Genomic DNA, 12500 nt, shown 5'->3' on the forward strand with positions numbered 1-12500 from the left:
ACTCTCGGCCGAAGTTTATCGAAAAACATGGCATAGATAGCATATATCATAGACTCTCGTATTGAGAACGCCCTGGAACCAAGAGCCTATGTAGGCTCCTTAGTGGGTCCAAGATCGTTGAGCGTAGGAAAATGGAACAAGTTCTCGTCCTCCGGAGAGCGGGAGCTAACGGGTTAACTTCGCTGTTGTGTAACCAATTCGTTCGTGTTCACTCCCGGATCACATGGATGGTTCATGCACTTTCTAATTAATTCATTTCGAGATCCCACGCCACCTTTAGCCAACAAATTATGCATATGGAATTTTGCAGTACGTTCGGAGATCCCGAGGAGATTGGCAATATCTTTGTTTGTTGCTCGCTTCAGAGTCAAATTAAGTATTTGCTTTTCTCTTTTGGTAAGTATTGCGATGAACTCTTGTGGTTCGTGATTGAATGAATCAGCGGTATCATTTTCTGTGGCGGGAGAGGGTAGAGGTGGAATCCAAAGTTTGCCTCGGCAAACAGAGCGAATAGCGTCAACGAGGTCTTCAGCCAACCTTTCAGCAGGGATGCAGCCTGCGAATCCAAGATCAAGCAACGAGAGTAGAGGGCGTGATTGATCGCAAGGCGGCAATATTGCCAAAAAGTAGCACATTTGTGAGTGAGGCAGTCCTGTTGAGAGGTGATGAATGCTGATCAGTGGAAATACGTCGATAACATATACAGTGGCTGTCTTCACCTCATTTCGTTTTAGTTCGGATAACCGGTAACCATGCCGACAGAGTATCCCACTAATAATACCTACCAATGTTTTGTGTTTTGAGAGGATATGGACAGACACTCCGTCACAAATCAGAGATCTTGTACCTACTTGTCCACATGTTCCATTTCGATTCTCAGTAATGCCAGCCATTCCGATAATCTCCCACTTCTTGCTCCGCTACATTACGCGGGGAAGACTCGCCGATTGGATTACATCGAGCGGATTGCTCTCGACTAGCGTATTTGCATCGGTGATCGGAGCGTATGCTGCGCTCTGTATTGATTGGCTATGTAGCGGAAATTGTGTGGAGGATCCAGAAGTGAGTAGTGCAGATATAACATTCTGGCGCTAGAAGAAGAGGTAAAAGACATTGCTGCAGACGGATGGCTTTGTTCTGACTCTGAATGTAACTAGCGTGGTCCATAATTCCTCCTGATTTCTCGTAGTATCGCCAATCCCTTCCGGACTAATTCTGTTGAAAACGGTCGAAAGATTGACCCTCTTCATGTGGTGTCGCACTGCTGAGTGAATGAGATTGACTATCTGTAGCTGTCTCCTTGTCGGAGCGATCTCGTGATCTCAAATTCAGCAGCACATCGCAAGTTGTTGAATCTGTGGCCACTAGACATGACGTGGGTCTCGCGCGATTCCTTTCTATTTGGCTGCTCTCCTTCGATCGTAAATATTCTATTTATCGGAGAATACACCACAGCCAACTATACAATATAACAGATACACACAATACAACGACCGCACAGAATTCAACGAAAGAATCTATCGGAAATTGTTCTTTATCGCTCCTGTGCGCTACATCACAATTCGAGCAGATGTGGCTAGTACCTCCCGGGAGGTGTAGAACTCAGAGGCTCGTAAATGCTGTTTTGAACTAAACGGCCGAATGTAGTTGTTGACAAACTCGGTTGAAAGTTCCTGGTGTTTTGGTGTGATAACTCCCAGACTCTTCTTCCATAGTTGATATGCCGATCCTTTTGGTAGAAAACACACCCTTTGGAGCTAAAGAAACAAGTATGCAAGTGGAGGCGAGGTGGGGTTTCGTAGCGTGATCCTGAATTGGCTCGGGAGGTGATGTCCAGTGCATTGTTCGTAATCCGGTTTGCTCCTATTCTCAACCGTCGGAGTTAGATATGGACTCCATGTATTTAATGATTGACCAGTAGATTATCAGGTGATATGGTCGTCGTAATTTCCTTGGGTCACCAAAGAGGTGCCAGCTGGCCACCTCTTCGTGGCGGCAGCATATCCGGACACGGGCAGATCGTACTTATCAAGACGATTTAGCACGTTTCACGAATTCTTAAGATTGTTTAGTGAAAGTCTTTGCTCTAGATAAGTATTTCAACGATTCTCTTCTCTTACGACAATATCAAAGACAAACGGGATCCGAGCTTCGCTGGTATTGCATATTGCTCGAATCCTGAAGCCAGCTCGATCAACAGCAGCTCAAGGATCGCGGAATTACGGTCCGTGTTTCGAGAACTACAGCATATTCGACGATCAGTAGCTAGCAAGAGACTGTATTGAATAAGCTGTTCGATCTATCACATGAAATCTAGACCTAGAAAGGAGAGTTGAGAGAAATGGACGATCATCAGTCTACAGACTACGAAGCACCGGAAATCGACGTAGTAGAAACGGAATATGATTTAGCGTCTTACTACGAAACTGCTGGGGGAATTCCGCCTGCAGCCGCCGCAGCTGCTGCAATTGTCGTGGCCGTATATTCGAAGAATTGCGCTTGGTAATTTGGTCTTTCAAAACAAATGATGGCGAGGCTTCCCATTGTTTGTGCAAATGTTCAGATGCGAGTATAAGTAGTGCTCAGCAATATACGGAGTTCTTCTTAGAAGACAAAGCAAACGATGAATAGTTGTGAGAGATTGACGGGTCCAAGTGTATTGGCGGTTTAAATAGAAGGAGTCGCGATGTCTCCGGGTAGGAGCAATCCGGGGACGTCGCGAAGTGAATTGCCAACATTCCCGTACGTGCAATTCATCGCAATGTTTGACATGGAAACCATCTGCCGTCAATGAGCTATTTCTTAACGTGGCCTTTGCGCTATTGCCATGGCTACCGCATATCGTGCGTCAAACTGGCCCATCGATCACGGAGCGGACCAGAGGTTTGCTTTGGACGGAAAATCTGTATGAAGGATGGATCTTACTATCTCATTTGTCAGCATGAGGTACTCCTGGAATCAATGGTCCTGATTTCTATCGGAGCCTAGTTTGACTAGATGTCATCCTCAATTCACCCAAAACGGTCGTCATCTCGATAAGATGCTGGACTCACATGCTGGCGATTGTCGTGTCCATCCGAGATTAACGAGAAGGAATTACATTGAAGCTGATGTACTTCACATCTTTGTCATCGTGTTCGAGAAACTTTCCCGTGGTTGTGTACAGTGCAGCAATCCGTCGTGCTTTATTCGGGACTAGGATTAAAGGGAACCCGCCAGCGGACTCCTCTCAATTCACGATGACACCATCACAACCCGTGATTCGCACTTCATATCACAATCAGCTGTTGCAGTCTGGCTGAAATCAGCCAGGAGATACTTCTCCAGGAACAGGTCTTGTAGCATCCATTCAAAACCTCTAGATTTCTGTGTCGAATAACGACGACAGACGGATTCTACTCGATCGGCAAAATGACACTTATGCGTGTCAGTGAGCTTTGCCTCCTGTAAATGGAATACACTCGTGTAGGACTGCAAGAACGGTTTGAGACTTGGAATTGGCTATTTGGCCATCACGTCGGTTCACACTTTGTGAGCGGGAATTACCAATACTCTATTTTGTTTTATCTTCTTCGAGCCTTGAGTATAGAAGGGAGACTTAAGAGGAATGGACAACAAACAGCCTAGAGACGACGGACAGCCTAGAGAGTATGAAACACCGGAAATTGATGTAGTAGAAACGGAGTATGACCTAGCGTCTTACTACGAAACGGCGGGGGGAATACCACCCGCGGCAGCGGCAGCCGCCGCCGTCGTAGCGGCAGTTTATGCAAGGAACTGCGCGTGGTGAGACAGTATTTCGCAAGCATATCTCCCTTGACGATGGACTCGATCCGAGTTCCGTTGAGGTGATATATCGAAATCAGGACACTCGCTGCGATACGTGCAAAGGTAATCACCGTGAAAGTGATTCTTCTTTCGAAGCTAAACATTCGATATCCATTGAGGTTGTTAGGAATGGTTGTGTTGCCGATGATACAGCGTACCGCACTGGGAGCGGTTGTGCCTGCACTGTTGGCTACAGGAGTGATGCTAATCGCTTTTCGTTGGTCTTGGACACAGTCGATAATTTGGGGAGTAGCGCCCGTAATGATTGCAGCTGTCTCGATCGGAATATGCGGCGCAGTACATGAGCTCGCACACGCACTTACAGGTGCACGCCTAGTAGGGCCGGACTATCCTGTGGCAGTTGTCCTGCCAACCTTTCGAGCTCCTTTTGTGCGCTTTGCAGCGTCACGTGCAGATGTGCCATATGCCTATATAGCTCTCATATTGCTTATGGGTTCATTTTCAGGCTTGTGTGTTTCGGTTCTGATCATGTTGACTCTAATAATTATGCCTGGGTTGGGAAGCTACCGTTGGGTAGGATGGAGTTTTTGGATGGCTGTGACCTTTTCGCAGATAACGTCATTAGTGCCGTTTGGGCCTACCGATGGAAGCAAGGTTAGGCAGCTAATGCGCGAAAGGGGTGTGACCTGGTCCGCTATCGGTCGGGCCGCTTTGGTCCTTATCTGTAAATCCGATAGGAATGCAATATCCTCGGAGTTGTAATATATCACTCATGCATAATACTGGATGTTATGCACGATTTCACGATCGGATTCTGTTGATTATTGTGGGGTATAGCTTTGAGGCGATCTGCAGTAGGGTCTATTCATATGGTTATGTACCAATCCGGGCATGAGAATAGTGTCTTATGACTCTCTGCTGACCGGAAGGAACTTGATAGAAAGGATTACTATGTCTGTCTTAGACCGAGAAGATTGGAAGACCTTGACACCTAAGGACATTCTGCATGTCTGGAAGTACGAAGAGGATGCAGATAAGCGCCAACGAATCGTTCTCTATCCCATTGATTTTGACCAATTGGCGGAGGCCGAGGCAGCTTCCCAACGCGGCGAAAAGGACGTTCGAATTAGGGGATCCAAGATCACTCTAAATAGCTCCGCCGCTCGGATTTGGGAAATGTGCGACGGTACTCACACCATTGGACAGATTGTCGAGTTACAGATGCAGCGTTTCGGTCTTGATTGCGAGCAAGCAACCAGGGACGTGCGTCAGTTAATTGAAAAGCTTGAGCCCTATAACGTTCTAGAGATCGATTGGACTCCATTGTAGATGGGAATGCCATTGGCATGAGAAGGACTACGGATGGAACAGTACGATCTCTTGTTTGTTATGCCTCCTTCTAGCGCCACCTTGCGTCGATCGTCGGATCAGCAAAGAGCATCTCGGAAGGGCTTTATACCGCCACTAGGCTTGGGCTATCTAGCAGCCACAGCAGGCCGTGCTGGATACAGAGTGGGATTGATTGATCTTGAGGTGGAAAATCTACCTGGGATTGCCCTTGCTGATTGTGTGCGGAAGTACCATCCACGTGTGGTCGGCATAAGCACCATGGTAGTGTCCTACAAGAATGCCTTGCGTGCTGCTCGGATCATCAAAGAAGTTTCACCTGGAACTAGAGTTGTGATCGGGGGACCCCAGGCCACGTTTCTGTCTAGGGAAACCTTAGCTTTTCCATATGTTGATGTAGTTGTCGGCTATGAGGGTGAAGAGACAATCGTAGAACTGATGCACCACTACGACGGGAGCGGGCTGGCGTTGGACCGAATTCGCGGCATTGCATTTCGCGATGGCGATCACGTATACCAGACCTGTCCACGTCCTCCAATTGCCGATTTGGACCTCATCCCTTTTCCAGATCGAACTCTCTTCAAGGGATCTCTGTATACCAAACCGGGAATCCTCATCACCGCTCGTGGATGCTCTTCGCAGTGTGTTTTCTGTGCCGCTAATGCCCTACATCCGGAACAACGGTATCGAGTGCGTTCCCCAAAATCGGTCGTGAACGAGATCCGAGAATTGGTCGAACGCTTTGGTGTTGATGAATACTTTATTGCTGATGACGCTTTTACTTCTCAACCGCAGCGTGCAGCCGAAATCTGCGATTTGATTGTCGCAAATGGGATAAAGGCGCGCTGGACTTGTGAAGCACGCGTCAATTCAATGACTTCAGAACTAGTTGGCAAGATGCGTCAGGCAGGTTGTTATTTGGTGCAATACGGCGTCGAGACTGGCAACCCCGAAATTATGAAATTGATCCGCAAAGGTATTTCTCTCGAGATGGTCGAACACGTGGTGGACTTGACTCAAGCTGCCGGTATGGATGTGATCTGCTCATTCATCATTGGATTTCCATGGGATACGGCGGAAACTGTCAAGCAGAGTATTGCATTCGCTAACAAGTTGCGGAGAATGGGCGCAAGAGAACCCAATATGGGAGGGTCAGGACGTGGGTTGGTTAATGCGATGTTTGCCTATCTGACACCTCTACCCGGGACATATCTGTATGAGCATTCGGACGAACTAGGCATACGCTTTCTCTCTCGCGACTGGGATCGATTTACGATGAGCTCTCCAATTATCTCAACAGGGTATCTAAGTTCCGAGGAGATGCGAAGTCTCTATGTGGAAGCCACTCGATCAGCAATTGCGCATTCTAGGTAAGTGGAGACAATGTGACTGAGAAATGCGACGTGTTGCTGCTCGTCCCACCAAATGCCTCGTTGGTGCGTAATGTTTCGAGTATCAGGGGAACCGGTTTTATACCCCCACTCGGCCTAGGTTATCTTGGGGCTGTCCTGGAAAGGGCGGGATACCAAGTGAAACTCGTCGATATGGATGCATTTGGGTGGGGTGGGGTGGACCTAATACAACACGTTCTTCAGTGCCAGCCACGGATAGTGGGTATTGGCGCCATGGTTGGAAGCTATAACAACGGTCTGAGAGTGGCACAGCTGATCCGTCAGACGGTTCCTCATATCAAGATAGTTATGGGTGGACCTCATGTAACCTTTTTGCCTGAGGATACGTTGGATTGTGAAGCTATTGATGTTGTGGTGCGCCATGAAGGAGAAGAAACTCTTCTTGAGCTTATGCGCTACTTCGATGGCGAAGGGCCTGGGCTAGATAAGATTTCAGGAATAGCCTTCCGTGATGGTACACGTATCTATCAGACGAAACCTCGCCGACCGATTAAGGATTTGGATCAACTGCCTTTACCTGCTCGTCATTTATTCAAGATGGAGTGCTATAGCAAACCTGGAGTGCTAATTACTGCACGTGGTTGTTCTGGACAATGTGTTTTTTGTGCCGCAAGGGCATTGTATCCCGAGCAGGTCTATCGAGCTCGTTCTCCGCAAGCCGTCGTTGAAGAGATCTGCAATCTTGTCGAACATTTTGGTATCCGGGAGTTCTTCATCGCTGATGATGCGTTTACGCTGCAGGCAAAGAGAGCGCTGAAGATTTGTGATCTCTTGATTGCCAGCGGGATAAGGGCTCGTTGGACATGTGAGGCGCGGGTGAATTCCATGAGTCCTGAACTCGTTGAACAGATGCGGGCGGCTGGCTGCTGCCAGGTGTTCTATGGAGTTGAGAGTGGCCATCCTGAGATCCTGAGGCGGATCCGCAAGGGAATTACGTTGGAGCAGGTGGAGGAAGTAGTGAACTTTAGCCAAGCGGCTGGTTTAAATGTAATGTGCTCCTTCATCCTGGGCTTTCCTTGGGATACCAGGCAAACCATCCAGCAGTCGATTGAGTTTGCAAATAAGCTTCGACATCTAGGTGCAAGTGGCCCGAATTGCAAGCCAATTGGAGGTCGAGGATGGGTTACTGCTGCTTACTATCATCTCACGCCACTTCCGGGAACCTTTGTCTATGAGCACGCATCTGAGCTTGGAATACGGTTTGTCTCAAAGAATTGGGACCATTACTCAATGGCAGCCCCGATCATAGAAACAGAACATCTAAGCGTCGCAGAGTTGCGCGATTTACGGCTATGCGCTACCTGCGCGGATAATGGCACTCCAAGAGCTGTGCGTTCTGGAAAATCGGAAGCATGTTAGTACGCGGTATGCTGGGAAAGATGAGAGTCATACCAGAAGATAGGAGTTGCATGGCTATTCCTCCGCTGTCCGAGTACATTTCTCCCCCTATGCCAAAGGCGCGAAAGGGGGTGTTTGGATTCCAAGAGATTCTGGCATTATGGGGTACAACGCTCTGTCCGCTGCATTGTCCACATTGTATGTTTGGATATCAATTGGATCGCCATGATCTTCCTGATCAAGAGTGCCTTCTGGATTGGATCTCGCAGGCAGCGCGCTTGGGTCATATTCAGCTGATTAGCCTTACCGGAGGAGAGGTTTTTTGTAGTTTCGAAAAATTACGGTCCGCTGTTGCCCAGGCGGCGATGTTCGGTTTACAAGTCAATATCGTAACAAATGCATACTGGGCCAGTCGTCGAGAAGATGCTCGGAAGCTCTTGGAAAAACTACCAGGCCTAACAGATCTGGCTGTCAGCGTTGACGAGTTCCATTCTGCGCAAATCCCGGTGAGCTACGCTCTCAATGCTGTACAGGAGGCTTATGCTCTGGGAATTCGAGCTGTTCTCGTTGTTGCTCATTGTCGTACAGAGGATTTTTCAAATTTTAAGCTTGGGGTGGAATCTCAACTGGATGTTCCAGTACCGATCGTTCCGACTCAAATAGTTCGACAAGGCTTTGCCGAACACTTGAATGCGCAGCGGTTCGATTGGGAGAATCGTATACCGCACGGCTCATGTTATCGAGCAAATGTGCCTTTGGTTGACAAGAACGGCACGGTATACGCTTGCTGCGCACCTCCGCTCGACTGTGCTCGCGGCAAGCACCCATTGCGGTTGGGTAATCTGAAGGAGGAAACTCTGGCGGAGATCTTAGCTAGGGCGGAAAAAAGCGCATATGTTCAGGCCCTACGCCTCTGGGGGCCAAGTTACTTGGCTCAACTTGCTATTGAAAGAGGGTTTAGTCAAAAGTTACAGCTACACTATCCTCGAAACGGGTTATGTGAGCTTTGTTGTGACTTGCTGAGGGAATCAGAAGTTGTTATGGCAATAACCAAGGCTTTGGAGGAACCGCACCTCCTCCATGAAATTGCCGTACGTCGGGCCTGCTTTTTCAAGGAGATAGCGGCAGTGGCCGAGTGGCGGGAGTATCACTAAAAGGGAATCAAAATGGAAGTAGATGTTATGTTGCTCAATCCTCCTTTGAGCACGAGCGTGTTGAAATTTGGGAAAGGTACATTCCTGGCGCCGTTGGGACTAGGCTACTTGGCAGCGGTGCTTGAGCGAGCTGGTTACCGAGTACAGGTAACGGACATGCAAGCCGAGATGCTACGAGAAACCGATTTGAGGCGATTGATTCTGGAATGTCGCCCGAGGGTAGTAGGTATCGGCGCAATGGTTAACACCTACAAAAATGGCCTCCGCGCAGCACGAATTATCAAAGAGGTATCGCCTAAAACGCCAATTGTAATGGGGGGCCCCCAAACCACATTTTTGGTGGAAGAGACGCTTGCTTGTTCGGCAATTGATGTAGTCGTACGCTACGAAGGCGAAGAAACCCTAGTTGAATTGATGCGACATTATGACGGCCAAGGACCGACGATTGACTCGATACGGGGATTGGCTTTTCGCGATGGCGACCAGATTGTGCAGACCGAACCACGACCCCTCATCGAAAATCTGGACAGTTTACCTTTTCCTGCACGCCATCTATTCAAAATGGATCATTATGCGTTAGCGGTTCTGATTACCGCTCGCGGCTGTCCGTCCCATTGTGTGTTTTGCGCTGCCAGGTCTCTCTACTCGAATCCGCCTTACCGAGCACGTTCTCCGCAGCTAGTGGTCGATGAAATCGAAGAAATGGTGAAAGAATATCACTTGAATTCTTTCGTCGTTGCTGATGATACTTTCACACTCCACCCACATCGTGCACTGGAGATCTGTGAGCACATTATTGACAGGGGTTTGAATAATACTAGGTGGATTTGCGAAGCAAGGGTGGACAGCATGACACCCGAATTGGCATGCAGATTGCTTGAGGCAGGTTGCGTCGAAGTGCAGTTTGGAGTTGAAACAGGAAATTCCGAAATCATGAAACTCATACGCAAGGGAATAAAATTGGAACAAGTTGAAGAGGTTGTCAATTATTCTCAAGCGATCGGATTGAACGTAGTATGTTCATTCATCCTCGGCTTCCCTTGGGATAGACCAGAGACAATCCAAGAGACGATTGAATTCGGGCATAGATTGTCAAAACTAGGTAGCGTAAACGCATCCGCCGGTCGCCCCGTGCGTGGTCGGGTGGGCGTGGGTTTCGCACCTCTAACGCCACTGCCTGGAACTTATCTCTACGAACACGCCGCGGAACTCGGGATCTGTTTTTTGCATAGAGATTGGGATCGGTATACTTTTGCGGAACCGGTTATAGAAACACCCTACTTAAGTGCCGCTGAGATCCGAAATTTTCACATGTCGGGTTTCCGATAAGGGTAGGTATGGTCTGTATATGTAGATCGTTTCCGAGCAGAGTGGAGGGGACATGGCTTTGGATGTGCTGCTAATCGCCCCCCCTAGCATCGCTTTCCGTTCACAGGAAGGTGAAAGGGGGTTGAGTCCCCCTCTGGGTCTAGGGTATTTGGCGGCGGTTTTGGAGCATGCCGGCTATACCGTTGACATAGTGGACATGCAGGTCGATGGTTTGCGCGGCCTCGAATTGGGACAACTAGTGAGAGAACGACAACCTCGTGTTGTGGGCCTCAGTGCTATGGTTGTTACCTACAAGAATGCATTGCGGTCGGCACAAATTATCAAAAGAGTTTCGCCTACAACAAAAATAGTCATAGGTGGCCCTCAAGCTACTTTTCTAGTTGAAGAAACACTGGCGTGCCCGATGGTGGATGTTGTAGTTCGACAGGAAGGGGAGGAAACCCTGATCGACTTGATGCGCTATTTTGACGGGGACGTTTTATCTCTTGAGGCCGTACGTGGCATCGCTTTCCGGGATGGCTCAGGCATCAGTCAGACTGAACCGCGTCCGTTGATCGCAAATCTAGATAGTTTGCCCTTTCCGGCACGACACCTATTCAAATTGGATCGATATGCAAAGCCTGGGGTTTTGATCACAGCTCGTGGTTGTCCATCTAGCTGTGTGTTCTGCGCGGCTCGGACGTTGTATCCCAATCCTCCTTATCGTGCGCGTTCTCCAAGGACAGTGGTAAGCGAAATTGAAGAAATGGTTACGCAGTACGGACTGGATTCATTTTTCATTGCAGATGATACTTTCACGTTATGGCCCAAGCGAGCTATCGAGATTTGTGACCTGATTATTGGCCGAGGTCTACGGGTCCAATGGGTATGTGAAGCGCGAGTCAACACCATGACCCCAGAGCTGGCACGGAAGCTCTTTGAAGCCGGTTGCGTAGAGGTGCAGTATGGAGTTGAAACAGGCAATTCTGAAATAATGAAACTGATCCGCAAGGGAATTAGCCTCGACCAAGTTGAACGGGTAGTTGAATTCTCGCAGGCTGCTGGCCTTGACATCATTTGTTCTTTCATAATCGGCTATCCATGGGACACATGGGAGACTGTGAGCCAAACCATGGCCTTTGGCCGACGGCTATCTCAGTTGGGTAGTTCCATTCCAAATCGTGGCGGAAGCAAACGTGGGAGGGTAATCAGCAACTATGCTCCGCTTACACCATTACCAGGGACCAGCATCTACCAGGATGCCGAGTCCTTGGGGATCCGGTTTCTAACTCGGGATTGGGATCAATACTCGTTCAACGCGCCTGTTACCGAAACTGCGCACCTGTCAGCTGCTGAAGTGAGGAAGGCACTCTATGGTGCAATGGGCAAGCTCTAGAGGACTCGACCATCGATGAAGATGAATTGCCTTTTCTCAAAGTAGCCGCACATGCAGAATACAAGCCTAGGCCGATGGCACTTACGCTGGTTTCGGAGTTTGCATCCACGCTTGCACCAGTGGACGGAAATCCTGAGGCAAGTAGATGGAGATGGCGCTAGATTCCATGATTCCATAATGGCTACGAATCTGCGTCTGAATTCCACGGCCCTCGCCATTGTTGAGCGAATGAAGATAGGTCAACAGACCTTGGGTGAAATTGCTGCTGAGCTTTCCTTGCTCTATAGCGTTCCGGAGGAGCAAATGATATTCGACGTAGTTCGCGTTTACAAGCGGCTGGAAAGCTGTGATGCAACGGTTCATCCCTGGTGGCGGTATGGTCCCCTTTATGTTCAGCATCTTGAACGGCTCATTGAGCTTAGCCGTACTGTCTTTATCAATGCATTTGCGCGTGGAATGGGATGGTGAGACTCTTATGCAATTATCTGATGTATTGAGTGTGTCTTCCAATGTTACTTGGAAGCAACGATCTTTCGGATCTGTTTTCTTTAGAGCAGGTTACAAGCAGAAGGTACTGCTGAATTTGACTGCTACCAAATTCGTTGCGGAGCTGAATGGATTCCGCACCATAGGACAAGTCGCCTCAATCCAGGCAGCACGCTATTCCATCTCAGCGGAAAGGGCTCAATATGATGTGGCAAAGTTATTCGAACGTCTGCTAGAGGGTGGCTGACTCACGGCGAGTCCGATTTGCGG

11 protein-coding genes are annotated in these 12500 nt (G+C 48.7%); 10 read left to right on the forward strand and 1 reads right to left on the reverse strand.

Going from position 1 to position 12500, the window contains the following annotated elements:
* Positions 1-173: 173 nt before the first annotated feature.
* Positions 174-893 (reverse strand): response regulator transcription factor, encoded by a 720-nt coding sequence (locus AC6I7T_RS23520; protein WP_497790203.1) that lies wholly within the window; start codon positions 891-893, stop codon positions 174-176.
* A gap of 1448 nt (positions 894-2341) precedes the next feature.
* Here AC6I7T_RS23520 and AC6I7T_RS23525 point away from each other — a divergent pair.
* From AC6I7T_RS23525 to AC6I7T_RS23570, 10 genes are all read left to right on the forward strand, one after another.
* A complete protein-coding gene (locus AC6I7T_RS23525; RefSeq protein ID WP_497790204.1) occupies positions 2342-2506 on the forward strand; it encodes a hypothetical protein in 165 nt (54 codons plus the stop codon).
* A gap of 1394 nt (positions 2507-3900) precedes the next feature.
* On the forward strand, positions 3901-4551 hold the full coding sequence (locus AC6I7T_RS23530) for a hypothetical protein (RefSeq protein WP_497790205.1): 651 nt from the start codon (positions 3901-3903) through the stop codon (positions 4549-4551).
* Between the two features lie 189 nt (positions 4552-4740).
* Positions 4741-5118, forward strand: coding sequence for a PqqD family protein (locus AC6I7T_RS23535; RefSeq protein WP_497790206.1), 378 nt, complete (start codon positions 4741-4743; stop codon positions 5116-5118).
* Positions 5119-5151: 33 nt separating this feature from the next.
* A complete protein-coding gene (locus tag AC6I7T_RS23540; protein ID WP_497790207.1) occupies positions 5152-6510 on the forward strand; it encodes a B12-binding domain-containing radical SAM protein in 1359 nt (452 codons plus the stop codon).
* An 11-nt stretch (positions 6511-6521) separates the two neighbouring features.
* Entirely contained in the window at positions 6522-7907 is a 1386-nt protein-coding gene (locus tag AC6I7T_RS23545) for a B12-binding domain-containing radical SAM protein (protein WP_497790208.1), read from the forward strand.
* Between the two features lie 89 nt (positions 7908-7996).
* On the forward strand, positions 7997-9040 hold the full coding sequence (locus tag AC6I7T_RS23550) for a radical SAM/SPASM domain-containing protein (protein WP_497794644.1): 1044 nt from the start codon (positions 7997-7999) through the stop codon (positions 9038-9040).
* A 12-nt stretch (positions 9041-9052) separates the two neighbouring features.
* The gene (locus tag AC6I7T_RS23555) at positions 9053-10369 is read left to right on the forward strand and encodes a B12-binding domain-containing radical SAM protein (protein ID WP_497790209.1); all 1317 of its coding nucleotides are present in this window, start codon (positions 9053-9055) and stop codon (positions 10367-10369) included.
* A gap of 121 nt (positions 10370-10490) precedes the next feature.
* Positions 10491-11744, forward strand: coding sequence for a B12-binding domain-containing radical SAM protein (locus AC6I7T_RS23560; RefSeq protein ID WP_497790210.1), 1254 nt, complete (start codon positions 10491-10493; stop codon positions 11742-11744).
* Positions 11745-11795: 51 nt separating this feature from the next.
* Positions 11796-12212, forward strand: a complete 417-nt coding sequence (locus tag AC6I7T_RS23565; RefSeq protein ID WP_497790211.1) for a PqqD family protein — start codon at positions 11796-11798, stop codon at positions 12210-12212.
* A 7-nt stretch (positions 12213-12219) separates the two neighbouring features.
* The gene (locus AC6I7T_RS23570) at positions 12220-12477 is read left to right on the forward strand and encodes a PqqD family protein (protein ID WP_497790212.1); all 258 of its coding nucleotides are present in this window, start codon (positions 12220-12222) and stop codon (positions 12475-12477) included.
* Positions 12478-12500 lie beyond the last annotated feature (23 nt).

Source organism: Humiphilus diazotrophicus (genome assembly GCF_059726315.1).

What these genes read in the sequence shown, in the direction of transcription:
- AC6I7T_RS23555 (WP_497790209.1), top strand. Translation starts at nt 9,053, where the DNA reads ATGGAAGTAGATGTTATGTTGCTCAATCCTCCTTTGAGCACGAGCGTG.
- AC6I7T_RS23540 (WP_497790207.1), top strand. Translation starts at nt 5,152, where the DNA reads ATGGAACAGTACGATCTCTTGTTTGTTATGCCTCCTTCTAGCGCCACC.
- AC6I7T_RS23535 (WP_497790206.1), top strand. Translation starts at nt 4,741, where the DNA reads ATGTCTGTCTTAGACCGAGAAGATTGGAAGACCTTGACACCTAAGGAC.
- AC6I7T_RS23520 (WP_497790203.1), bottom strand. Translation starts at nt 893, where the DNA reads ATGGCTGGCATTACTGAGAATCGAAATGGAACATGTGGACAAGTAGGT.
- AC6I7T_RS23570 (WP_497790212.1), top strand. Translation starts at nt 12,220, where the DNA reads ATGCAATTATCTGATGTATTGAGTGTGTCTTCCAATGTTACTTGGAAG.
- AC6I7T_RS23525 (WP_497790204.1), top strand. Translation starts at nt 2,342, where the DNA reads ATGGACGATCATCAGTCTACAGACTACGAAGCACCGGAAATCGACGTA.
- AC6I7T_RS23565 (WP_497790211.1), top strand. Translation starts at nt 11,796, where the DNA reads ATGCAGAATACAAGCCTAGGCCGATGGCACTTACGCTGGTTTCGGAGT.
- AC6I7T_RS23550 (WP_497794644.1), top strand. Translation starts at nt 7,997, where the DNA reads ATGCCAAAGGCGCGAAAGGGGGTGTTTGGATTCCAAGAGATTCTGGCA.